Raw genomic sequence first — 23,388 nt, 5'->3', positions numbered from 1 at the left:
CGGCTCGCTGCTTAAGTGGAGGAGGAACTAATGCGTCAGGACCGGATTGAGCCAATCATCGGCACCATTGTAGAGGAGTTGCAGGAGAGTGCGGTCGGCCATGAGGAAGCGGGCCCGCACGGTCATGCCTTTCTTGAGGTGACCGATAACTCCGCTTTTGAGAACGAGGTAGCCGCGAGACAGCGAGCAGCGGACTTTGAAAACCGGAATCTTGTCGTGAAGGGTGAAGTCCTGTGCCACGTCGAGCACTGTCGCGTCGATGACACCCCATTGATTGTAGTTGAAGGCATCTACCTGGAGCCGCACCGACTGGCCCGGCCGCACCAAGCCGATCTCGTTGGGGAGGATGTAGATTTCCGCTACGAGGTCGCCGTCCGGCGAGACCCAAGCAACGGTTTGCCCCGCTTGGACGTAGCTGTCCGGCGTGAGGCCGGAAAATTGCTCCAGAGCGCCTGACACAGGGGCGCGAATGTGGCTTAGCTCCCGTTCATCCTCGAGCTGATGCAAGCTGGCTCTGAGTTCCTTGAGGCGGAGATTGGTATCGAAGAGCCGTTGGTTCCATTCCGCGGATTGGCGCCGGGCAAGAATCTCGCCCTGGATGTCAAGGCTCTTGAGGGCGAAAGCCTTGTCGCTCGCCGTCTTTGCGGGCGCCGCGTTAACGGAAACCAGTCGCCGAGCGCGATCGAGTTCCGTCGCGGCGTTACTGCGAGCATGTTGGTTCTCTTGCAGAAGGTTGAGAAAATGCAGCCGCTCGGCCGTTGCGAGCTCGGTCAGCAGGCCGAGAGGGATGTCGGGCTGTGCGCCGGAGGAAATCAGGGTTGCGAGATCACGGGCAAGATCGCTCTTGGCATGGATCTCGCCTGTGAGCGTCGCGAGCTTCTCCTCGACCACATGATCATCAAGAGCCAGGATCTCTTGCCCATGGGCAACCTGATCGTTGTCATCGGCAAGGACACGCGAAATCCGTCCAGAAACGGGCGCGATCAGGGGTGTCTTCTCGATGACGGGGCGAATGGTACCCGCACTTTGAACGGAGACCGTGACAGTGATGAGCGGCAGCGACACCAATGTCGCCACCGCAGAGAGCACAAGCATCTTATAAATGGCCAAAGATCGTCCTGATCTTCGGGAGAGAATGCTCTCTGCGGTGTAGCAGGCTGTTTCGGGCGAGAGGGGAATTGCCGGGCTATGTTCAGGACGAAGCATAATTTAGCTCCGGCACTTATGTTCTAATGTTGCTGGCTTGAGTCATACACCCAATTCGCTATAGCCGCCGTAATACCCAATATCGTAGCAACCACTACCCACACGAAACCTCCCGAAATTGCAGCTGCTTCGTCGGGAGATAATTCGGTGACACCGTAATATGGCATACGTTCGTTCATCGTTGTATCCTTTCCTCGCAGTCAATGACTGCTATTCAGTGGTGCCGGTGCTTCCAGCCTGACCATAGGGCTAGAGCTCCCACGACAATAAATCCAGCAACGCCGAAACCTATTGCCCAAGGGTTTCCGCCCGAAATTGCAGTCGCTTCTTCAGGTGCCAACTCGGTCACACCATAGGTTGACATATCGGTCGTCATTGTTGGTTCCTTTCGAATGAGAAGATCGGTCGGTGACGCGCGTCGGTGACCGCGGCAACGCACAGGAGAGATATTCAAGAACGATGCCAACCGAGCGGGAAGCGCCTCAGAAAGCCTATTTTGCAGGTTATGCAATGGTTTCACTGAGAGTGCGTCAGCGCGCCGGATCGAACATCATTGTCGCGGTCTCGACAAAACCCGACAGTAGCGGTCAACACAAAGCACGTCGGGAGGGTACTGTCGCCCGAACAATGAAGGGCAAAGGGCGAGCATCTTGAGGCTTCGATAGCGGGTGCGGCGGTGGGGAGGCTGGCCTCATCGAGGGGCGATGAGCAATTCACCCCGACCTCGCCGAAAGATAGGCAGAAACATTTCAGACACGGCTCATCGGCGAGGTCGCGCAGACGCCGCGCAGTTCTATCTCCGGCGGCCGACGCGACCGGTAGCGGATCATCTTGCGATCCGCACCGGCGAACAAACAGCCCCAACCTCCAACAGACCCGTGGTGACGGCCTACAGACGCGCGACGGCTTCGCGCCTAGTAGCGGGCCCTACCACTTCTTGAAAGGAGCTCGCGGAGCGCCGAGACTTCGAGTGTCTGGTGGCCAAGCAGGCTTTTTCAGCTTCGCGTCCTTGTCTTCCAGGGCCTTCGTGCTTGCTGGCCAGATCACCCGCCTTCGCACCTGCCCGATGTTCGATCAAGGGCCGGAATGTAATTCCAGATGGGGGAAGACTCAGTGGCAGATCACTTGCTGCCCGTCATCGTGGCTTACCTGCGCTCGTTGGTGGGCCTTAACCCGCCTCGTCGACGAAAGCAGGAATCATGGATCTCTTCGTAGCGGCCATCGCAGGTTCTCCTATGCTGGCCCGGAAACATGTCCGAGCACTGCGCGGGAGTATTTGTGCCGCGGCTTGACTGGGAACCTGCAAAATCTGCATTTAGCGGTTGCTGTCTATTCCCCCACCAATGCAGGACAACGGCAACGCGACGACACTTCAGGCCTTTGCCTTGCGTTTCGCAGCAGGCTTCTTGGCCGCAGTTGGCTTCCTTCCCAAACCTAGCGATTTTGCCAGTGCCGATCGGGCCGCCGAGTAATTCGGCGCGACCATCGGGTAATCCTTCGCCAATCCCCATTTTGCTCGATATTCAACCGGCGTCATCCCGTGCCTGGTCGCCAGATGGCGCTTGAGAGACTTGTATTTCTGACCGTCTTCAAGGCTGATGATATAATCCGGAAATACAGATCGCTTTGGGTTAACTGCCGGCGTAGGGGCGGGGGCCTCTGTTGGTCTCGTCTGGTCAATATTAGACAGCGCTGAATTTACGCTGGCAATCAAATCCGGCAATCCAGTCACTGGTACCGCATTCTTCTGGACATAAGCGGAAACGATATCCGCAGTAAGCTCGATCAGGTTATTGGAAGGGCCTTCGGACATCGTCACATTCCTCAATTGAACCAACATGCTCATATCCTTCAATCTCAGGATGTGCAACTAACGCGGAAGGCCATAGTTTGGCCTGATCAAACCGAATTGGGCGGCAGCGGATAAAATCGTGTCGCTATAGTTTGGGCATGGGTCTCGACCATAACGTCATGCACGAACTTCCGTTTGGCAACACGGCGAATGCAGGGCAAACCAGACTGGTCGTAGGTTTCCAGCTTACTAGCAAGTCGTCCCCGAAGTCGATGTAGACCGGGCAAGCCGCATCAAGCCAGGTTCGCCGTGGCCTCACCCAGCCAAATTGATGATGCCCGCGATAGGCGCGGTGCACCTCGTCTTCGATTTCCCTGATGGAATAGATGTAGCCGGATTTGACCTCGGCTTTCGTCGCGCCAGGGCGCTCCAGCAGATATTCGCTCCAGCGGAAGAACAGCCCGGCGTTTGCGCCATTCATGTGGCGCTGCGCCTTGGACCAAACGACGTCCTGTGCGACCTCCGAAACAGGATCCGGCAGTAGATGATAAATATCGAAGTTATGCCGGAACGCCCGTCCGTCGATGACCCACACAAGATTGCCGTAGAAGGTTTCGCGGGAGATGCGTTCAGCATCGGTCATGGCGGAGTGCTGGACCTCGATAGTGATGCCGGTCGGTGTCTTGATGTCGGCGCGATGGATTTCGCCGTCTGGAGCAACATGAGAAACCTCCCGGCACTCCTCGGGAAATAGACTTTTCCAGTCACGATGCCACTGTGTTTCGTTTTCCCACCAAGGATCACAGTTGCGGCGGCCGAAATGAGCCCAGTGATGCAGCACCCGTGGGCCGCATTTTGAGATCATCCCAGATCTGCAGGTCGGGCAGGTGCCCTTACCGCCGGGGAAAGCTTCGCGGCGAACATCGGCAACTAAGGCGTACTGCATGCTCGTGCCTGCATAGTCGACCTGCTTCAGGCATGAGGCGCGCCGCTCCACGCGGCTGCGATGCCCGTCCGTTCAAATTAACCGGTTCCATTAGCAGCAGAGTGTCTTGCGGTCTCACTTCAATTAAGCCATTCGTTTTGCGGGCTGGAAAACGTAAAACTTGGGGTAGCTATGCGCATTCAAAAGGTCGCAATCAAGAATTTTAGACTGCTCTCTGACGTAAGTCTCATTTTGGAGGCGTCCGAAACAGTAATCGTGGGACGCAACAACAGCGGTAAAACTTCGCTTTCCGAGATCATGCGCCGGTTTCTCGATGACGGCCCCGTGAACTTCCAGCTTGAGGACTTCTCCAGCGCCAGTTACCGCAGGTTCTGCGCTGCCGTCCACGCCTATCTCTCCGGCCAGCAGGAAGACGAGATCCGCGCTCTCCTCCCAGCCATCGAATTGCGTCTGCATTGTACGTACGATCCCAACACTCCGGAACTTGGTCCGTTGGCGCCATTCGTCGTGGATCTCGATCCGACGGTCAGCGAGGCGTTGATCGTGCTTCGCTACGAGCTGAAGGACGGTGGAATAGACGCTCTCTTCGACGGGCTTCCCGATGGCTCGCTGGACGACGCATCCCGCAAGGAGTTCCTGGTGGGGCTGCGGGAAAGGATTCCCGGCAACTTTGGGCTTAGAATCCACGCGGAAGACCCGAATGATCCGACAAACTACAGACAATTGCCGTCGGCGGCACTGCGCAGCCTGGTCAGAACCGGCTTTATCAACGCACAACGCGGTCTGGATGATGTAACCTCGAGAGAAACGGACGTCCTCGCCAAGATATTGGAAGGCCTCTTCGTCACGGCGTCGTCCCCAACCGCAGATGCTGCGGATAGGGTTATCGCAGAGACCCTTGCCAGCGTAGTACAAGGCATTCAGACCCAAATCGATGGCAATTTCGGACACCAACTGCAAAGCCTCATGCCGACCTTGACCAGCTTTGGCTACCCAGGTTTGGGAGGTCAGGAACTCCAAACAGAGACGGTCCTCGATATCCGCAAACTCTTATCGAGCTTCACGAGAGTTCGATACGCCGGGTACGGTGGGGTGACGCTACCCGAGTCCTACAACGGACTTGGAGTACGCAATCTGATTTTCATTTTGCTCAGGATCGTCGAGTTCCACAAAGTCTTTAAGGCAGAGCCGAAGACGCCGGGCATTCACCTCGTTTTTATCGAGGAGCCTGAGGCCCATCTGCATCCTCAGATGCAGGAGGTCTTCATCAAACAGTTGGGCAAGATTGCCACGCACTTGGCGGGCGCAGGGGAGGGCGCCGTCCCTTGGCCCGTCCAGTTTGTAGTATCCACCCACTCGTCGCACATCGCAAACGCGGCGGGGTTCGAGAGTATCCGTTATTTTCTTGGTGCCGATGTGCCAGGCGCCGATGCCGGTATTCGACAGACCAAGATCAAAGATCTGCGCGAGGGCCTCGGGAGCACGCCGGCCGCCGACAGGCAGTTTTTACATCAATACCTTACCCTCACGCGCTGCGATCTGTTTTTCGCCGATAAGGCCGTCCTCGTCGAAGGCCTCAGCGAAAGGCTCATGCTGCCCGTTATCGTCGGAAAGGTGGAGGCCTTGGAGCCTGCAATTAAGCTCTCGAGCCAATATCTAACCATCATGGAGGTAGGCGGGGCCTACGCGCATCTGTTCTTCAACCTGCTCGATTTCCTTGAACTCCATTATCTGATCATCACGGATCTGGATTCAGTCTTAGCCCCGGGCGGCACTGCGTGTGCCGTCCATCTTGGAACTGCTTCTAGCAATGCCTGTGTGAAAGCGTGGTTCAGTGCCGATGATCCCTATACCTTGGCCGGAGTGATGGCAAAATCCGACGACGACAAGACTGATGGACGCGGGCGCATCGCCTATCAAGTCCCAGAGGGTGCCGGCGGTCCCTGCGGTCGAACGTTTGAAGACGCCTTCATGCTGGCTAATCAGGACCTTTTCGCGCTGGGGGCGGGGACGCCGCAAGCGCAGGAATTGGCAGCACGGGATTTGGCCACAGGGCTAAAGAAATCGGAATTCGCGTTGAAATACGCCATCAAAATCACAGGCTGGGTAACGCCGAAGTATCTCGCTGACGGCATTCGCTGGCTGGCAGTCGACTACGTGCCTCCCGTCGACCCGGCACTGGCAATCGTAGCCGCTGCAGCCGCCGTGGCGCCGGCGCCGGCCGGACCTGCGCCGGAAGGGGGCGCCTTTGGTTAATCTCGAATCCCCTGCCGAGGAGGCAAGCCGCATCGCGCTCGAAGAGGTCTTCGCGTGCATTCAGGCCGGCCGGAGTTTTCGCCTCGAGGCGGGTGCCGGAGCCGGGAAGACCTACTCGTTGGTCAAGGCGCTCAAATACCTGACAAACCGGCATGAGCGGGATTTTTCCCGGCGTGGACAGCAAATCGCCTGCATCACCTTCACCAACGTCGCCAGGGAGGAAATCGAGGCGAGGACTGATCGGCATCCGATTATCTACTGCGATACCAATCACGCGTTTTGCTGGTTGCTAATCAAAGGTTTTCAGAAGCAGCTCAAGGCATTGATAGAGCAGATGCCGATCTGGCAGGAAAAGCTGCTCGAGGCCGGCGGGGTAGGCGCTCGGGATGTCGAATACAGCCTCGGCCACCGCGCGGTGCGCGAGCACGTACTGTCGCTTCATCATGACGACGTGATCCCGCTCACCATCTCGCTGATGGAAAATCAGAAGTTTCGGAAAATCATGACCGAACGCTTTCCCATCATTTTGATTGATGAATACCAGGATACTGACAAAGCCTGGGTCGAGGCCCTCAAGCTGCGCTTCCTGGGACAGCCAAATTCACCGCTTTTCGGGTTCTTCGGGGACCACTGGCAGAAGATTTACGGCAATGGATGTGGCGAGCTCAATGACGGCGCCGTCACCCCGATCGGCAAGAAGGCAAATTTTCGCTCGGTGAATGCGGTTGTCGAATGTCTCAATCGGATGCGTCCGGAATTGCCGCAGTTTGTCAAAGATCCGGCTGAACCGGGCCGGGTCCGCATCTTCCATACGAACGGCTGGCTAGGGCAACGGCAAGGAGGTCAACACTGGAGCGGTGATCTGCCCGCTGAAGTGGCCCACCAAGCTCTCGAAGCTACGAAAGCCAAGATGGTTGACGACGGTTGGGATCTTGCACCCGGCCAAACCAAAATCCTCATGCTGACCCATCGGGTTCTGGCGAGCGAGCAAGGCTATTCGAACTTGGCTGAGGCGTTTCAGTACAATGACTCGTATCTCAAGAAGGAAAACCGGCTGATCGCGTTCCTCGTTGACGTGCTTGAACCCGCTGCCGATGCCTATGCGGCAAAGCGGTATGGTGCCATGTTTGAGGCGCTAGGCGGAACGGTGCCGTTGCTGAAGCGCCAGGCGGATAAGGCGGCTTGGAGCACCTCTTTCGATACGCTCATGAGTCTTAGGGACAACGGGTCCGTTGGCGATGTTGTGGATCACTTGATCGCGTCGCAGCGGCCCCGCCTTCCGGATCGTGTTGAGGAGATGCAGCACCATCTGTCTGCCTTCGAGGTGGATCCGAGCGTGGAGATGCCACGGCCAATATCCGAGCTACAAAAGCTTCGCCCGGTTGCGTATGCGGAGGTCAAAGCGCTGCGGAAATATCTCGACGGGCATTCGCCATTCGAAACAAAGCATGGCGTCAAAGGCGCTGAGTTCGAGAACGTGCTGGTTGTCCTCGGTCGTGGCTGGAATCAGTACAATTTCGGCGAAATGCTGGAGTTAGCCGGGGCTGCTGCGATCCCTGTTAATAAGCGAGCAGCGTTCGAGAGGAATCGAAATTTGTTCTACGTTGCCTGCTCAAGACCAAAGCGTCGCCTGGCGCTGCTATTCACCCAAGAGTTATCGCAAGACGCCCTGGCCAAGCTTCGAGCGTGGTTCGGTCCCCCTTCAATCGAGGCGTTGGCATTCTGAAGGAAGCCCAGCGTGAACTTGTGCGACACATAACCGTCGACAAAACGCAAAAGGAAAGGGCGGCATCGCTGCCGCCCTCTCCGTATCTGCAATGGGTCGGACTTCTTAAAAGTCCATACCACCCATACCGCCCATGCCGCCGCCGCCCATGCCGCCAGGCATGCCGCCGCCAGCCGAGTCCTTCTTGGGAGCTTCGGCGATCATGGCTTCGGTGGTGACCAGCAGGCCGGCGACCGAGGCCGCGTCCTGGAGAGCCGCGCGCACGACCTTGACCGGATCGACGATGCCCATGGCGATCATGTCGCCATAGTCGCCGGTCTGGGCGTTGTAGCCATATGTCGCACTCGCATTGTCCAGGATCTTGCCAGCAACGATCGATGCTTCCGCACCAGCGTTGGCAGCGATCTGACGGGCCGGAGCCTGCAGTGCACGACGCACGATGTTGATGCCGGCAGCTTGATCTGAGTTGGCGCCGGTGGCGTTGAGGTTGGCCGAAGCGCGCAGCAGGGCAACGCCACCGCCTGCAACGATGCCTTCTTCCACGGCCGCGCGGGTCGCGTTGAGGGCGTCATCGACGCGGTCCTTCTTTTCCTTGACTTCGACTTCCGTCGCACCGCCGACGCGGATCACGGCAACGCCGCCGGCGAGCTTCGCCAGACGTTCCTGCAGCTTCTCCTTGTCGTAGTCCGAGGTGGTCTCCTCGATCTGCTGCTTGATCTGAGCAACGCGGCCCTGGATCTCTGCCTTCGGGCCGGCGCCGTCGACGATGGTGGTGTTCTCCTTGGAGATCGACACCTTCTTGGCGCGGCCGAGCATGTCGAGGCCGACATTCTCGAGCTTGATGCCGAGGTCTTCCGAGATGACCTGGCCACCGGTGAGGATGGCGATGTCTTCCAGCATGGCCTTGCGGCGATCACCGAAGCCCGGCGCCTTGACGGCGGCGATCTTCAGGCCGCCACGCAGCTTGTTGACGACCAGCGTGGCCAGGGCCTCGCCTTCGACGTCTTCCGAGATGATGAGCAGCGGCTTCGAGGTCTGCACGACGGCTTCGAGGACCGGCAGCATGGCCTGCAGGTTGGAGAGCTTCTTCTCGTGCAGGAGGATGTAGACGTCCTCGAGCTCCGCAACCATCTTGTCGGCGTTGGTGACGAAGTAGGGCGAGAGGTAGCCGCGGTCGAACTGCATGCCTTCGACGACTTCGAGTTCGGTCTCGGCGGTCTTGGCTTCCTCGACCGTGATGACGCCTTCGTTGCCGACCTTCTGCATCGCTTCCGCGATCATCTTGCCGACCGACTCGTCGCCATTGCCGGCGATGGTGCCGACCTGGGCGACTTCCTCGGAGGTCTTGATCTTCTTGGCGGCCTTGCCGAGAGCGGCGACCACTTCGGTGACGGCCAGATCGATGCCGCGCTTCAGGTCCATCGGGTTCATGCCGGCGGCAACCGCCTTGTGGCCTTCCTGGACGATCGACTGCGCCAGAACGGTCGCGGTCGTGGTGCCGTCGCCGGCGATGTCGTTGGTCTTCGAAGCGACTTCGCGGACCATCTGCGCGCCCATGTTCTCGAACTTGTCTTCAAGCTCGATTTCCTTGGCGACGGTGACGCCGTCCTTGGTGATGCGCGGGGCGCCGAACGACTTGTCGATGACGACGTTGCGGCCCTTGGGGCCGAGCGTGACCTTCACCGCGTCGGCGAGGATGTTGACGCCGCGCAGCATGCGCTCGCGGGCGTCACGGGAGAATTTTACGTCTTTGGCAGCCATGTTTTAGCTCCTGGCAGGGGCTCGGATAGAGCCCGAAAAATTCAAGTTGAAGGTGAGGCCGATGATCAGCCGATGATGCCCATGATGTCGGATTCCTTCATGATCAGAAGGTCTTCGCCATTGAGCTTGACTTCGGTGCCCGACCACTTGCCGAACAGGATGCGGTCGCCGGCCTTGACGTCCAGCGGAACCAGCTTGCCAGCTTCGTCACGAGCGCCGGAGCCGATGGCGATGATCTCGCCTTCCTGCGGCTTTTCCTTTGCCGTGTCCGGGATGATGATCCCGCCGGCGGTCTTGGATTCGGATTCGACCCGGCGAACGACCACGCGGTCATGAAGCGGGCGGAACTTTGAGTTTGCCATTTTGGATTTCCCTGGTGCGGATGTGGACGATTCCCCGTTGCCGGGAGCGCGATTAGCACTCACCTAGGCAGAGTGCTAACAATGGCTGGATAGGCCGTCGACGGTCGCAAGTCAAGGCGCGACGGACGGCGTAATGGAGCACGCCGAGGTTGATGGATGCGGTCGGTGCGGCACCACTGAGCCGATGTTTTGCAAGCGTAGATATGTCGACCGATCGACTCAGGACTTGCGATTTTTCGCTTTTCCTGCGCCTATCTCCAAGTCTCTAATGAACGGCTTGGCTTACGGTCAAGCTACGCTGCAACTGTTATGAAGGAATACAGTATGGCGACGGGGACCGTAAAGCGGTTCAACAGCAGCAAGGGCTTCGGCTTCATCCAGCCTGATGGCGGCGGTCCGGACGTATTTGTCCACATTTCCGCCGTCGAGCGTGCGGGGCTTTCGACCCTCGCCGATGGCCAGAAGATCAATTATGAGATCGAACAGGACCGCCGCACCGGCAAGTCGTCGGCCGCCAATCTCAGCAAAGCAGGCTGACTTCGCGCCCCCGAAACAACGTCGGGGCTGCGCAAGTCTCAGATGTACCGACGGCCGCTCGACAAGTGCACTGCAACCTGGCTCAACCGGATGGCCGCAGCGGATGGCTGTGCGCCTTCCAGAATTCCGGTAGAACAAGAATGGTTACACGGAAAGGCGGGACTTCTCCCGCCTTTCATGTTGGCGTCGAGTATGAGGCAGCCGCCCTGAGCCAGAACGACGGATCGGCGATCAATGAGCTGTGGCGTTCTTGCGGGTCCGCTGCGCCGGCGCTGGCTTTTCCGGTTCCTTGGGTTTGCGGCCGAGACCCATGCTCTTGGCCAATGCCGAACGTGCGGCTGCGTAGTTTGGCGCGACCATCGGATAGTCGGCCGGCAGACCCCATTTGGCGCGGTATTCGTCCGGCGTCAGGCCGTAGTCGGTCGACAGATGGCGTTTCAGCGATTTGAACTTCTTCCCGTCTTCCAGGCAGATGATGAAGTCCTGCGTGACCGATTTCTTGATCGGCACGGCAGGATTGAGAGCTTCCGGCTTTGCAGACGCGACGCCACCGGCCGTGCCCTTCAATGCTGCATGCACCTGCCCGATCAGCGCCGGGAGTTCAGCGACCGGAACCGGATTGTTCGAGACATACGCCGCGACCACATCGGCGGTGAGTTCGATGAGGCCAGCAGTCGTGGTGTTGTCGGCTTCTTCTGTCACGGGGACGCTCCTTATTGCATGATCAGCAGTCGGCGAAGTTCCACCCAATAGTCATGCCCGCCGCCGAAAGCAATAATTGCCTCGGGCGCGCTATGGCGATGCTCATCCCGCAATCCGCTCGTGGCGCTCGCAGCCAGGTCATCCCGAGAACGTCTTGCCCAACAATTGCGGGCCTGATCGATAAAGCCGCCGATGCCGAGATCGACCTGATCATCGGAGCCGTTTCGGAAGGCCGCTCGGTGCGCCAGATGTGCCACCGTCCACCCGTCCGCCGCTCTGGTGGCGGCCGCGAGCGCAATCCAGCGCCGATCGTTGGAAGCCAGCGCACCGCGAATTTGCCGGTTGCTGCGGATTTCGGAGCTGCGCTTCGCTGATACTGCAGGAAAAGGGGCGGTCCCATTTGCCGCGGCCGGCGCGGCATTCGCCTCGTTGGTGGCTGAGTTCGTCGACATCGAGGCGGAGCGAGTGCGGCTGGCGAGGCAGGTCAGCGGCCTCGAGGCTGAGATCCGCAAAGCTGTCCGCAGAGCTCGACAACCCGGACTTCATCGCTCGCGCGCCGGGGGAGGTGGTCGAGGAAATCGCGAGCGCCTGGAGACGGCTTATGCCGCCATGCGGCGCCTCACTTTCAGTCGGCTTCTCTTCTGGGCTTCGTATCGAACAATGCCGTTGCTGCGGCTTGCGAGAAATTAGGCACCGCAAGGACAAAGTTGCTGCTGAGGAACTGATCTGCTCCCCCGAATTCCGGTAGCTGCCGCAACTCTTCGTCCTCGATCGCATTACGCAGAGAGGCGAAAATCTTCAGTGAGTCCACGAACTGAAACGGCCGATTGTGAAGGGCTCCCAGGACCGGCGCGGTTGCACCAGGGACTCCCTTTGCTATCTGCAACTCCGCCATGAACTGGCAGGCACGCAGAAGTCCGGCCTCCCGATCCTGCCAAGTCGGTGCAGCCAAGATTTCCGCAAGGATCGGCGATAGCTGCGGCGCGCAGACCAACCTGGAAAAGGCCGTGCCGAACCACTTGGGATATGGTGCATAGCGGCGCTCGATCAGCATGGCGAGCCGCATGAGGTTTCCGACCATGCGGGCGCCGACGACGCGGGAGCCAATCTCATCGCCGGCGTCGCCCGCCCGCCCGACATAAGCGCGCTCTTCCGCGATGCGCCCCCATTGTGCTGCGAGCTTGTAAAGCCAGACGTCACGCGGGAAGTAGGCAAGCCTGTCCCTGAGCGCAGTCAGCTCGCCTACATCATCCCGAAAGACGGCACCGGCGGTCACCGACAGGAACAGCTGTTCCGAATACGATAGCCAATCGCGCGACGAGAGGTCCGTTGCAAATTGGCGGCCAAGAAAAAGATCACACCATGCCCCCACCGTATAGATATCGACGCCGTGGTCAGAGCCAGCATCCCTGGCTCTCGCGCATCGACCCCGGGAGGGCGAACATTGGTCGGGTATCTAACCGTCCAGCCTTCGAAGCGGTCTGGTAACATGTGATCGAATATCTGCATCATCCTATCGGCAGTGGCCGAAAACTCCGCTTCAGGTAAAAATATCTGCAGGCAGGGACCATAGTCATGATCCGCTGACATTTCGGTATCATAGCCGAGGACTTCCGAGCCTAAGCCGATCCGGCATGCGGCGTGAGATAAATCGGGAAAATGTTCTTGGATGATCGGGGCAACCAGAGTTCGATAGAACCGCTGGGAGAGACCAATGCCAATTCCTTGTGTCAACGGACCATCCCTGTCGTTGGGTATAAAACGCATGTTGTAATTGCCGTCACGGCCCGATCAGATTCAAATCACCCGCCTCCCGGCCGCGACGCAGCGACTGCTGCCATCCGCGTGATGACCAGTTTCAGGCGACTTGACGCTTTATCGTCTAAGAGCGCCCAGCAGCGCTTACAGGTGGGTAATGCAGCTCGTCATGAGCCTGCGCGCGAGCGTTGGTCAATCCCCTCGATAGCGACCTGCGGCGCAACCACCTTGAGTGAGATCGCCCATCGTGACCAAGCCAAGCCTTTAGATCGCAGTGTCACAGTCGATGCACCCTGCCGATCGACCGAAGATATTCGACGATATCGCGCCTTAGATGGCTACGCTCGCCGTAGGAATCGGCAATAGCGTATGCCTTTTCCTTCGCGGACTCACTGTGCAGGTCCGCATCACCAAATACATAGCCGCGATGTCCAATGGCCGTGATTTCACAGCCAATTGCTTTCAGGTCGCGCACGAAGTCGGCGATCTGACCCTTGCACATGATTTTGACTACGCCATCCTTCTCGTTGCGAACGCTACCAACGTCGAGCATCACCTGGTCACCACGCCCTGCCTCATCAGAACCGGTGTCCAGGCAGCGTGGACAGACATACTCGTGGCGCTTTGTCACGACCATTATCGAAGAGGGCTGGTGGCATCGGTCACAGGCAAGCCTAATTTGTGCCTTGTTTTTCACGGGGTGAATTGTCAAACTTGAAATGCCAGCCCTTGGGCGCATGCTCCACTCCCTTGCTGGACATAGTTATACAACCAGGCCCGCAGACGAAGCAACCCCAGATTGAGTTGATCTGCCGGAATCAGGTGCGTCGGCTGCGGTCGACTGGCGTTTGCTTCGTCGCGCTCGGCCATCGAGGCCGCGCCGAACGGCCACAGGTTCGAGCGAGCAGGCGCCAAGCTGATGCGCTCAGAAACCGGTACTCGTACGCCCAAGGCCACGGATAGTGCCGGCGTCGAGCTATAACAGCTCCGGAAAAAAAATGGCGCAGTGCACATACAGCTGTCACAGATCAACCTCAATATGCTGAAGGCGGGCAGGAACCATCTTCATCGGAAGGCTAAGGCAATGTCCAAGACCACAGACAAGTCCAGCACAACCGAAACCAGCGAATTTTCGGCAGTCGCCGAAAAGGGCTTCGAGCAATCCAAAGAGGCTCTCGCAAAACTTGAATCGGGCGCCGAAGACGCCCAGAAGGCGCTCAGGTCGGCCACCGAAACCGCGAAGTCCGCCGGCAATGAGTTGTCGATGAAGTTTGTCGCCGCATTGCGCGCCAATGCCGAAGCTGACTTTTCGCACCTCGAGGCTCTGGTCCGTGCAAAGTCGCCGTCAGAAGTTTTTGAGCTGCAGACGACCTTCCTGCGCAAGCGCGTCGAAATGGGTATCGAACAAGCCAATGACTTCCAGGCACTCGCTGCCAAGGCGGTGACTGAGGTTTCGAAGCCGGTCAAGGATGCCTTCGAGAAGGCGCAGAAGGATCTCAAGGCCGCCTGATTTGTTCAGGAGCCACAATAGGTGCAGGTCGGCATACCGGTGTCCTCCATTTTTCGGAGCACGATGCCGTGGACATGCGTCACGTCAGTGTCACGCTCGTTACCGAAAAACAACCTGCACTTCCACCGGCCTTAAGCAGCGATCACTGCATTATAAGACATCCCTGGACTAGGCGCGAAACTACCGACGACACATGCCACAACGGGTGTATCAAGAATCCGCCGCGGAGAATTCGATCGCAAATCCAGCGTCTATAGCGCTTCGCGCAATGAGATCGCTAAGTTCCCAATCCGTGAGTTCACACGGCAGAAGCACTCTCCTCACGGCGTGATTGGCCTCGGATATCGAAATACACGGCCTGTCGACGTTGTCGATCAGGTAGCGGACAATCGCTTGGCGAACCTCCGATGACGTCGGCGTCCGCGCGAGTTCGGGCATTTTCGGCCTACGAATGGAGTTGCGGCACTATGCCATCGGCTGTTTTTGCGTCAAAGGCTACGGGCACGCCGTGAACGATGGATGCAGTCGCCAACATCTCCTCCAACTCGCGGTCGGTGGCCCTGCAAGCGGGCATGAGCGTTCGGATGGCGCGGATTGCCTGTGCGATGGAGAGAAAGCGTGCCCTTCCCCTGGAAAGGACGTAGGCTTCGGCGGCTCTTTCAACCGTGATGGAATGAAAAGCGTTGGTCATCTAGAATTCCTCCCTGAACCCTGACCAATATGGTTTACGGCAGGAATTCAACCGCCATCAAGCCTATGTCCGAATCCAGACAGTCAGTCAGTCAGTGCCTATGCCGAAGTCACGTTGCTCCTCTTCGCCATAGGCACCGTCCGTGAGTTTTATCATTCCAGGTCGGTCGACGATCGTGATCTCGCCACGCTTGGTATGAACCAGCCCCCGATATTCGAGCATTTGGATGGCGATGGTAACGCCGGGGCGACGGGTGCCGAGCATGGTCGCCAGAAGTTCATGCGTCAGGTAGATGACATCTCCTTCTGCGCGGTCGTTGAGCATCAGTAACCTGCGGGCCAGCCGTTCCTCGATGTTCGAATGGCCGTTGACCAGCGCCGTTCGCGACGACTGGACCAGGAATGCGTGGGCGTAGCGAAGCAGTGACGGCTGAAGGGTCTGGCTTCTGGCAATCGCAATGCGAAGATGTTCAGCCGGCAGTCGCCAGCCGTCGCTGGCGACCTGGATATAGGTTTCATTGGGAGACCTGTCCTGGCCGAGAACGACCGCAACCCCCGTCATGCCGTCATAGCCGATCAGGCCGACTTCGCTTTGCCGTCCTCCGGTCATGGCGGCGACCACCGATACGATGCCCGTCTCGGGAAAATAGACGTGCTCGATCGGCTGATACGCGATCTCCAGCCGGGCTTTGATGGCGAGTTCGATGTGATGCATCGACGGCCGCAAACGCGCGAAATCCTCCGGCGCGAGGGTTTTCAAAACATGGTTGCGAAAAGCGGATTGAGGCATAGCCCTTCTCCCAAACGGGCAAGAGCGCGTATCTCTCACTGTCGGCTGCATCCGGATAAACGGCGGCCGATGGTTGAGCATAGGCTCAAATGTGCGGTTGGCAAAGCCTTGCCGACGCGTCGCGCGGCAAGGAACTGCCTTGGGTAGCCGACGACCGTCCGATCCAGACCCTCATCGGGTCGCGAGCCATTCGTCTTCGGCCCTGTAGTCCAATGCGTCGTAGGCGTCTTGAGCGAAGGCGGTGAAATGGCGTTGCCAGTCTCCGTCGCCGATGGTTTCCAAAAGCCAGCGGCAGACCTCCGCAACCTGGGTTCGGTATTCTCCGCCGAAGCTATCTGCGAGGCAGTACGCGGTCGACCATGCGCTATGTTCCGGTAAAAACACAGGACGAACAGGCTGCTGGAATGGTGCTCAAGGCACGCGATTTGCTCATCCGTCAGCGCACTCAAACAATCAATGCCTTGAGAGCGAATCTTGCCGAGCTGGGCATTGTCAGAGCGACCGGTCTAGTCGGAATTATCAGCCTTGTCGCCATAGTGCGCGATGACAATGACCTGAGACGATGAACGCACTGCACGCCGCCCTGGCGACACTACCGGGCAGTGCTCCTGATGCTTCTGCCCCACCTACTACTTTAGCATTGGATGTACGAGAACGTCCAGTGGACGTCTAATGGCCGCCATCATCGAGCTTTGGTCGGATCGCGCCGATGGCATCAAGGATGGCGTCGGCCGTGTGACTATCCAGAACGATTTCCAACAGGCCCTTCGTTGTCTTGATAGACAAGATGCCGAGCGCGCCCTTCTCATCCTCGACAGTGCCGACGTGAATTTCGGTCGGCACGAAAGGTGGGGCCTTCTTCGTCGGGTTCATTGGTAGCTCGCGTCCCTAGGCCGGCTTTGACCATCGCGCAGTGCCGTGCCGAGTTCAAGCAGGCTTAGGCGGCAACACGCCTAATTGTGAGGGCCGCGAAGACCACCAATGCAGGGACCGGATCGCATGCGATGTTAATGACGCGGCCACTATTTTGCTGCGGGATTTTCGCCGTCAGACCAAGAAAAGTGGGACGGCCATGGACGCTGTTTGCGGGTCTTGCGAGGCGAGGTCCATCCGCCTGTCGCGCGTCGAGCCTTCGTTGCTGCGCGCTCGAAGCACGAATCCTGCGCTGCGGCTGACGCTGGCCCACCTCTGCTATCGCGAGGAGCGAGACATGGGCGCCGGCGGCGGTGGCATCTCTGGTTGACATGCATCGGTACGCCACGGTGGAAATCTGACCGATGCCTCGGATGACTGCGCGTCCATCCTATGACCGTGAGATAAAAAATCCCACCGGCAACCCGAGAGCTTGGAAAACTAATTCTACAGAATTGGTATAGTAGGCAACCTTGTTGGCGATTTTGCTGCAGGGGACAGCGATGATGGTCACCTCGCCAAACGCTGCCCGCAGCCGCGGCGGTTCTCGCCGACGATTGTCACCGACGCACGAGACGACACATGACCCACGACGTCCCCGATCGCATCAAGGTTCTCTGGTTCCTGCCGACGCATGGCGACAGCCGCTATCTCGGCACGACCGAAGGCGGCAGGGCCGTCGACCTGCCCTATCTGACGCAAGTGGCGAAGGCCGCCGACACGCTGGGCTATTATGGCGTGCTGTTGCCGACCGGTCGGGCCTGCGAGGATTCCTGGGTGATTGCCTCGGCACTGGCGCCGCTAACCGCGCGGCTACGCTTCCTCGTCGCCGTGCGGCCCGGCCTGCAGTCGCCGACGCTCGCCGCGCGCATGACCGCCACGCTCGATCGCATCTCCAACGGCCGCCTTCTGATCAATGTCGTCACCGGCGGCGATCCGCTGGAGAACAAGGGCGACGGCATCTTTCTCTCGCATGCCGAGCGCTATGAGGTGACGCAGGAATTCCTGCGGATCTACAAGCGCGTGCTGAGCGGCGAGACCGTCGAGCACCAGGGCAAGCATTTCAGGATCGAGGACGGCCGTCTGCTGTTTCCGCCTGTGCAGACGCCCTATCCGCCGCTCTATTTCGGCGGCTCGTCCGATGCCGGATCGCAAGTGGCGGCGCAGGAAATCGACAAATATCTGACCTGGGGCGAACCCCCGGCCGATGTCGAACGCAAGCTCGACGCCGTGCGCGAGCTGGCCGAGAAGGCCGGCCGCAAGCTCTCCTTCGGCATTCGCCTGCATGTCATCGCCCGCGAGACGACCGAACAGGCCTGGGCCGCCGCCGACAGCCTGATCAGCCGGCTCGACGACGCGACGATCGCTTCGGCGCAGAAAGTGTTCGGCCGCATGGATTCTGTCGGCCAGGCGCGCATGAGCGCATTGCATGGCGGCCGCCGTGACAAGCTGGAGATCGCGCCCAATCTCTGGGCCGGTGTCGGCCTGGTGCGTGGTGGCGCGGGAACGGCGTTGGTCGGCGATCCGGAGACGGTTGCCGAGCGCATCGACGAATACCGGCGCCTCGGCATCGACACCTTCATCCTGTCGGGTTACCCGCATCTGGAAGAAGCCTACCGCTTCGGCGAACTGGTGCTGCCGAAACTGCCGACCGACCATCCGGTCAAGACCGTAGGCTCCTCCGTCAACACCGGCCCGTTTGGCGAAACCATCGCCGGCGACCATCGCCCAAAATCGCTCGCCAGCGCCTCGTGAAAGCGCTGCCTCTGGCCCGCCGATTGCGCGTCGCCATCATCGGTGGCGGTTTTTCAGGTGCGGCGGTCGCCTGGCATCTTGCGCGGGCAAATCGGCCGGAGCGCCTGTCGATCTCAGTGATCGAGCCGCGTCCAGCGCTTGGCGGCGGCCTTGCCTATTCCAGCGAAGAACCGTCGCATCGGGTCAACGTCCCGGCGGTCAGAATGAGTATGGCTCCCGATGACTCGCAGCATTTTGCGCGTTGGTTAGCCGGCAGCGGCGAACTCGAACGGGACCCGGATGCTTTGTGGAAGAACGGCGACGTGTTTCCGCGCCGCCGCGTCTTCGGCCGCTACGTCGCCGAGCATTTGGCGCCGTGGCTGGCTTCGGGCGCCATCCGTCACGTTGAGGCTCAGGCCTCGCAGGTAGTGAGAGAAACCAAGGGCGCGGGCTGGACCGTGCAGACCTCTGCCGGACCTGTCGAGGCCGACATCGTCGTGCTCGCCGCGACGCATCCTCTGCCGGCAATCCCGGCAGCACTTGCCTCCTTGGCTGAAGCACCTGGCTTCATCGCCGATCCCTACGCATCGTCGGCACTTGCCGGGATCGGGCCGGGCGCCTCGGTCCTGATCATCGGCTCCGGGCTGACCTCTGCCGACATGGTGGCCGAGCTCGATCGCCGCGGCCACCGCGGTCGCATCCTGGCGCTGTCGCGCCGCGGGCTGCGCTCGCGCGGTCATCCTGATGTGAGGGGCGAGCCCTTCGGCGATTTTGCCTCATCGCCGGCGACATCAGCGCTTGGCCTGCTTCGCAATATTCGCGCGACACTGGCGTCCGCGCGCAAGGCCAACGTCAACTGGCAGTCGGTCTTCGACCAATTGCGCCTGCAAGGGCCGCTCCTGTGGGCCGCCCTTGCGCCGCCGGAACGGGCAAGGCTGGTCCGCCAACTGCGTGTGTTCTGGGATGTCCATCGCTTCAGGATCGCACCGCAGGTCGCTTGCGTGCTGGACCGCCGTCAGATTGCCGGCACCTTCGACACCATCGCCGCCAGGCTCGTCGCGTCGAATGATGAGGGCGAGAGCCTCGCGATCAGCTTCCAACGGCGCGGACAGACGCGGATCGAGACGGCAAGCTTCGACGCCGTCATCAACACGACGGGGCCGGCTCATGGACAGGCGCTCCAGTCAAATCCGGCGCTGCGTTCTCTGACTGAGGCCGGGCTGATCGGGGGCGACGCATACGGGCTCGGTATCGAGACCAGTCTCGATAGCCGCGCCATCGGCAGCGATGGCAAGCCGGTTGCCGGGCTTTTCGTCGCCGGTCCGTTGGCGCGAGGCACCTTTGGCGAACTCATGGGACTGCCGGAGGTGGCTCGCCATGCCCGAATGGTCGCGGCCGAGATCGCCGGGCTGCTCGACACGCTCCCCTCGGGCGGAGCGGTTGGCGCCAATGCCGGGAGCGTCGCGCTCGCGCGCTGATAACCACAAGCCCGACTCGGCCGGGGCAAAATTGGTATTTCCGTCCCGGAAGCGCTTCGAAAACGGAAAATCCTTCTTTGTATATCATTTCAATAAACATAATAAATATTGATGATATCCGGCTGCGGCTGGACCGATCAACAGTCTGAATGGGAGACAGTTCATGGCACATGCAGGAACCGACGCGGTCAAATTCGCCTACTGGGTCCCCAATGTTTCGGGCGGCCTGGTGATCTCCGACATCGAGCAACGCACCAGCCATTCGGCCGAATACAACCGCAAGCTGGCGCAGATCGCCGAGAAGGCCGGCTTCGACTACGCGCTGAGCCAGATCCGTTTCACCGCCGGCTACGGCGCCGACGAACAGCATGAATCAGTGGCGTTCAGCCATGACCTGCTGGCCGCCACCACGACGCTGAAGGTGATCGCGGCGATCCTGCCCGGCCCCTGGAATCCGGCGCTGGCGGCCAAGCAGCTTGCCACCATCAGCTATCTGACCAATGGCCGTGTTGCCATCAACCTCGTCTCCGGCTGGTTCCGTGGCGAGTTCCACGCCATCGGCGAACATTGGCTCGACCATGACGAGCGCTATCGCCGCTCGGAGGAATTCATCCGCGCGCTGCGCGGAATCTGGACGGAAGACAGCTTCACCTTCCGCGGCGATTTCTACCGCTTCAACGAGTACTCGCTGAAGCCGAAACCACCGCAGCTGCCCGAAATCTTCCAGGGCGGCTCGTCGCGCGCGGCGCGCGACATGGCTTCGCGTGTCTCCGACTGGTATTTCACCAACGGCAACACGCCGGCCGAAATCGCCAAACAGGTCGATGATCTCAAGACCAAGGCACAGGCCAACGATCATTCCGTCAAGGTCGGCGTCAATGCCTTCGCCATCGTCCGCGAGACCGAGGATGAAGCCAAGGCGGTGCTCGCTGAAATCATCGCCAAGGCCAATCCGGAGGCGGTCAACGCCTTCGGCCACGAGGTCAAGAATGCCGGCAAGGCCTCGCCGGAAGGCGAGGGCAATTGGGCGAAATCGTCCTTCGACGATCTCGTCCAATACAATGACGGTTTTCGTTCGAACCTGATCGGCACGCCGAGGCAGGTCGCCGAGCGCATCGTCGACCTGAAGCGCGCCGGCGCCGATCTCATCCTGCTCGGCTTCCTGCATTTCCAGGAAGAGGTCGAGTATTTCGGCAAGCATGTCATCCCGCTCGTTCGCGAGCTGGAAAACGCCGAACAGGCAGCGTCACTGGCCGCGGAATAGTCATCTCCCCAAGGCTGGCCGGGTAATCCGGCCAGCACCCGAAAAGGTTTTCAAGCGCGCTCGATCTTTTCGGCGGCATCGAGAATTCGTGCGCCCGCGGGCGAAATCGAGGACGATTGGAATGCCGTTGCCCAGCTATGCCTTAGGAGCGATGGAGGCCTCGGTCTACGCGCCGGAAGTTTTTGCGCGCGGCCTGCCCTCGGCGCTGCAGCGGCCCGAAGGCGATGCCGTGCCGGCAGGAGGCACTGCGGCTGCCACATCTCCGCTGCTTTCACTCCAGACCATCAGCCTGTCGTTCGGCGGTGTCGTCGCGCTGGCCGACATCGACCTGTCGGTTCGATCAGGCGAGATCCGCGCCATCATCGGCCCGAACGGCGCCGGCAAGAGTTCGCTGATCAATGTCATCAGCGGGGTCTACCGGCCGGATCGCGGCCATGTCCGGCTCGCCGGCATCGACTATACCCAAGTGCCGACGCAGCGGCTGGCGCATCTCGGCGTCGCCAGGACCTTCCAGAACCTTGCTTTGTTCAAGGGCCTCAGCGTCCTCGACAATGTCGCCGCCGGGCTCGCCTACAAGGTCCGTTCCAACTTCGCCGGCCAGGTGCTCGGCATCGGCCGCTCGCGCGGCGAGCGGCGCGATGCGTTGAGCCGCGCCGCCCAGATCCTCGAATTTCTCGATCTCACCGCCGTTCGTGATCGCCTTGCCGGCACGCTGCCCTACGGGCTGCAGAAGCGGGTCGAACTCGCCCGTGCGCTGGTCGCGGAACCGCGCTTGCTTTTGCTCGACGAGCCGATGGCCGGCATGACATCAGGTGAGAAAACCGAAATGGCTTCCCTCATTCGCGCAGCGCGCGACCGCTTTGCCACCACCGTCGTCCTGATCGAGCATGATGTCGGCGTCGTCATGGGTCTGTCGGACCGCATTGCCGTCCTCGACTACGGCCGCAAGATCGCCGACGGCACGCCCGACGAGGTCCGCAACGACCAGCGCGTCATCGATGCCTATCTCGGCGTCGCCTCGGACAATGAGGCCCTCTCTCGCAATGAAGGAAGGGCGGGCATATGATCGCCGATTTCGACTACCAGTTCTTCATCGAGGTGCTCGTCGGCGGCCTGCTCTCCGGCGTCATGTATTCGCTGGTCGCGATCGGCTTCGTGCTGATCTACAAGACCTCGGGCGTGCTCAATTTTGCGCAAGGCGCACTGCTGCTGTTCGCGGCGCTCACCTTCGTCAGCCTGGTCGAGCGCGGTGTTCCCTTCGCGCTGGCATTGGTGGCCACCTTCGCCATCATGGTGGCGATCGGCATCGCCATTGAGCGCACGGTGCTGCGGCCGCTGACCAACAAGCCACCGATCACGCTGTTCATGGCGACACTCGGCCTGTCCTACATCATCGAGGGCGCCGCCCAATTGATCTGGGGCACGCAGGTCCACGGCCTCGATCTCGGCATCGAGGATGTGCCGCTGGAAGTCGGTGGCGTGCTGATCAGCCAGTTCGACATTTTTGCAGCGGCGGTTGCCGCCGGCATGGTTCTCCTTTTGTCGCTGTTCTTCCGCTACACGCGCATCGGCCTCTCCTTCCGCGCGGTCGCCGACGATCAGTTCGCCGCACTCGCGGTCGGCCTCAGGCTGCCGCTGATCTGGGCGACCGTCTGGGCGGCGGCCGGCCTTGTAGCGCTCGTCGCGGGGCTGCTGTGGGGTGCACGCCTTGGTGTGCAGTTCTCGCTGTCCGTGGTGGTGCTCAAGGCGCTGCCGGTGCTGGTGCTGGGCGGCTTCGATGCCATCCTTGGCGCCATTGTCGGCGGGCTCCTGATCGGCGCCAGCGAGAAGCTCGCCGAAGTCTATATCGGCGATTATTTCGGCGGCGGCATCGAAAGCTGGTTCGCCTATGTCGTCGCGCTCATTTTCCTCCTGATCCGTCCTTCCGGCCTGTTCGGCCAGAAGCTCGTCCAGAGGGTCTGAGC

Annotated in this window: 23 protein-coding genes and 2 pseudogenes; 10 read left to right on the top strand and 15 right to left on the bottom strand. The window is 60.1% G+C overall.

Annotation, left to right across the window (positions count from 1 at the left end):
• Window positions 1–27: 27 nt before the first annotated feature.
• The 5 genes and pseudogenes from O7A70_RS30480 to O7A70_RS30460 form a co-directional block, all read right to left on the bottom strand.
• Window positions 28–1,110 carry an HlyD family secretion protein gene (locus O7A70_RS30480; RefSeq protein WP_337143649.1) on the bottom strand — a complete coding sequence of 361 codons (1,083 nt, stop codon included), beginning with the start codon at window positions 1,108–1,110 and terminating at the stop codon, window positions 28–30.
• 119 nt (window positions 1,111–1,229) lie between these two features.
• Entirely contained in the window at window positions 1,230–1,385 is a 156-nt protein-coding gene (locus O7A70_RS30475) for a hypothetical protein (protein WP_337143648.1), read from the bottom strand.
• Window positions 1,386–1,965: 580 nt separating this feature from the next.
• Window positions 1,966–2,232 (bottom strand): annotated as a pseudogene (locus tag O7A70_RS30470) (IS3 family transposase); the annotation flags it as partial.
• A gap of 346 nt (window positions 2,233–2,578) precedes the next feature.
• Window positions 2,579–3,046, bottom strand: coding sequence for a MucR family transcriptional regulator (locus tag O7A70_RS30465; RefSeq protein ID WP_337143647.1), 468 nt, complete (start codon window positions 3,044–3,046; stop codon window positions 2,579–2,581).
• Window positions 3,047–3,143: 97 nt separating this feature from the next.
• Window positions 3,144–3,944, bottom strand: coding sequence for a competence protein CoiA (locus O7A70_RS30460; protein WP_337143646.1), 801 nt, complete (start codon window positions 3,942–3,944; stop codon window positions 3,144–3,146).
• Window positions 3,945–4,115: 171 nt separating this feature from the next.
• Here O7A70_RS30460 and O7A70_RS30455 point away from each other — a divergent pair, with 171 nt between their 5' ends.
• Window positions 4,116–6,200, top strand: coding sequence for an ATP-dependent nuclease (locus tag O7A70_RS30455; protein WP_337143645.1), 2,085 nt, complete (start codon window positions 4,116–4,118; stop codon window positions 6,198–6,200).
• Entirely contained in the window at window positions 6,193–7,926 is a 1,734-nt protein-coding gene (locus O7A70_RS30450; RefSeq protein WP_337143644.1) for a UvrD-helicase domain-containing protein, read from the top strand. The genes O7A70_RS30455 and O7A70_RS30450 overlap by 8 nt, the downstream gene beginning before the upstream one ends.
• Window positions 7,927–8,031: 105 nt before the next feature.
• Here the strand turns inward: O7A70_RS30450 and groL are convergent, their stop codons facing one another.
• Window positions 8,032–9,687, bottom strand: coding sequence for a chaperonin GroEL (gene groL, locus O7A70_RS30445; protein WP_337143643.1), 1,656 nt, complete (start codon window positions 9,685–9,687; stop codon window positions 8,032–8,034).
• A gap of 65 nt (window positions 9,688–9,752) precedes the next feature.
• Window positions 9,753–10,049, bottom strand: a complete 297-nt coding sequence (gene groES, locus O7A70_RS30440; RefSeq protein WP_337143642.1) for a co-chaperone GroES — start codon at window positions 10,047–10,049, stop codon at window positions 9,753–9,755.
• Window positions 10,050–10,373: 324 nt separating this feature from the next.
• Here groES and O7A70_RS30435 point away from each other — a divergent pair, with 324 nt between their 5' ends.
• Window positions 10,374–10,586 (top strand): cold-shock protein, encoded by a 213-nt coding sequence (locus O7A70_RS30435; RefSeq protein ID WP_337143641.1) that lies wholly within the window; start codon window positions 10,374–10,376, stop codon window positions 10,584–10,586.
• Between the two features lie 231 nt (window positions 10,587–10,817).
• On the opposite strand, the gene O7A70_RS30430 is transcribed toward O7A70_RS30435, so the two are convergent.
• The 5 genes from O7A70_RS30430 to O7A70_RS30410 all read right to left on the bottom strand — a co-directional run bounded on the left by O7A70_RS30430 (window position 10,818) and on the right by O7A70_RS30410 (window position 13,677).
• Window positions 10,818–11,288 carry a MucR family transcriptional regulator gene (locus tag O7A70_RS30430; protein WP_337143640.1) on the bottom strand — a complete coding sequence of 157 codons (471 nt, stop codon included), beginning with the start codon at window positions 11,286–11,288 and terminating at the stop codon, window positions 10,818–10,820.
• An 11-nt stretch (window positions 11,289–11,299) separates the two neighbouring features.
• Entirely contained in the window at window positions 11,300–11,740 is a 441-nt protein-coding gene (locus O7A70_RS30425; RefSeq protein WP_337143639.1) for a hypothetical protein, read from the bottom strand.
• A gap of 173 nt (window positions 11,741–11,913) precedes the next feature.
• The gene (locus O7A70_RS30420) at window positions 11,914–12,564 is read right to left on the bottom strand and encodes a DUF4037 domain-containing protein (RefSeq protein WP_337143638.1); all 651 of its coding nucleotides are present in this window, start codon (window positions 12,562–12,564) and stop codon (window positions 11,914–11,916) included.
• The gene (locus O7A70_RS30415; protein WP_337143637.1) at window positions 12,561–13,055 is read right to left on the bottom strand and encodes a hypothetical protein; all 495 of its coding nucleotides are present in this window, start codon (window positions 13,053–13,055) and stop codon (window positions 12,561–12,563) included. The genes O7A70_RS30420 and O7A70_RS30415 overlap by 4 nt, the downstream gene beginning before the upstream one ends.
• 268 nt (window positions 13,056–13,323) lie before the next feature.
• Window positions 13,324–13,677, bottom strand: coding sequence for a hypothetical protein (locus O7A70_RS30410; protein ID WP_337143636.1), 354 nt, complete (start codon window positions 13,675–13,677; stop codon window positions 13,324–13,326).
• A 453-nt stretch (window positions 13,678–14,130) separates the two neighbouring features.
• On the opposite strand from O7A70_RS30410, the gene O7A70_RS30405 reads away from it, so the two are divergent.
• Window positions 14,131–14,556 (top strand): phasin, encoded by a 426-nt coding sequence (locus O7A70_RS30405; protein WP_337143635.1) that lies wholly within the window; start codon window positions 14,131–14,133, stop codon window positions 14,554–14,556.
• 445 nt (window positions 14,557–15,001) lie between these two features.
• Here O7A70_RS30405 and O7A70_RS30400 read toward each other — a convergent pair whose 3' ends face one another.
• Both O7A70_RS30400 and O7A70_RS30395 read right to left on the bottom strand, forming a co-directional pair.
• On the bottom strand, window positions 15,002–15,247 hold the full coding sequence (locus tag O7A70_RS30400) for a hypothetical protein (protein ID WP_337143634.1): 246 nt from the start codon (window positions 15,245–15,247) through the stop codon (window positions 15,002–15,004).
• An 87-nt stretch (window positions 15,248–15,334) separates the two neighbouring features.
• Window positions 15,335–16,117, bottom strand: coding sequence for a Crp/Fnr family transcriptional regulator (locus O7A70_RS30395; protein ID WP_337143633.1), 783 nt, complete (start codon window positions 16,115–16,117; stop codon window positions 15,335–15,337).
• Between the two features lie 243 nt (window positions 16,118–16,360).
• Between O7A70_RS30395 and O7A70_RS30390 the strand changes: the two are divergent.
• A pseudogene (locus O7A70_RS30390) lies at window positions 16,361–16,545 on the top strand (IS110 family transposase); the annotation flags it as partial.
• A 160-nt stretch (window positions 16,546–16,705) separates the two neighbouring features.
• Here the strand turns inward: O7A70_RS30390 and O7A70_RS30385 are convergent.
• A complete protein-coding gene (locus O7A70_RS30385) occupies window positions 16,706–16,909 on the bottom strand; it encodes a hypothetical protein (protein ID WP_337143632.1) in 204 nt (67 codons plus the stop codon).
• A 621-nt stretch (window positions 16,910–17,530) separates the two neighbouring features.
• On the opposite strand from O7A70_RS30385, the gene ssuD reads away from it, so the two are divergent.
• The 5 genes from ssuD (at window position 17,531) to O7A70_RS30360 (ending at window position 23,386) form a co-directional block, all read left to right on the top strand.
• On the top strand, window positions 17,531–18,703 hold the full coding sequence (gene ssuD, locus O7A70_RS30380) for an FMNH2-dependent alkanesulfonate monooxygenase (RefSeq protein WP_337143631.1): 1,173 nt from the start codon (window positions 17,531–17,533) through the stop codon (window positions 18,701–18,703).
• Window positions 18,700–20,160, top strand: a complete 1,461-nt coding sequence (locus tag O7A70_RS30375) for an FAD/NAD(P)-binding protein (protein ID WP_337143630.1) — start codon at window positions 18,700–18,702, stop codon at window positions 20,158–20,160. Before ssuD ends, O7A70_RS30375 begins: the two co-directional genes overlap by 4 nt.
• A 163-nt stretch (window positions 20,161–20,323) precedes the next feature.
• The gene (sfnG, locus tag O7A70_RS30370) at window positions 20,324–21,424 is read left to right on the top strand and encodes a dimethylsulfone monooxygenase SfnG (protein ID WP_337143629.1); all 1,101 of its coding nucleotides are present in this window, start codon (window positions 20,324–20,326) and stop codon (window positions 21,422–21,424) included.
• A gap of 121 nt (window positions 21,425–21,545) precedes the next feature.
• The gene (locus tag O7A70_RS30365; RefSeq protein WP_337143628.1) at window positions 21,546–22,490 is read left to right on the top strand and encodes an ABC transporter ATP-binding protein; all 945 of its coding nucleotides are present in this window, start codon (window positions 21,546–21,548) and stop codon (window positions 22,488–22,490) included.
• The gene (locus O7A70_RS30360; protein ID WP_442921232.1) at window positions 22,487–23,386 is read left to right on the top strand and encodes a branched-chain amino acid ABC transporter permease; all 900 of its coding nucleotides are present in this window, start codon (window positions 22,487–22,489) and stop codon (window positions 23,384–23,386) included. The genes O7A70_RS30365 and O7A70_RS30360 overlap by 4 nt, the downstream gene beginning before the upstream one ends.
• The last annotated feature ends 2 nt before the right edge of the window (window positions 23,387–23,388 follow it).

This window comes from Mesorhizobium sp. Cs1299R1N1, from assembly GCF_037179655.1.
GTDB lineage: Bacteria > Pseudomonadota > Alphaproteobacteria > Rhizobiales > Rhizobiaceae > Mesorhizobium > Mesorhizobium salmacidum.
This window is presented reverse-complemented; position numbering and strand designations above follow the sequence as displayed.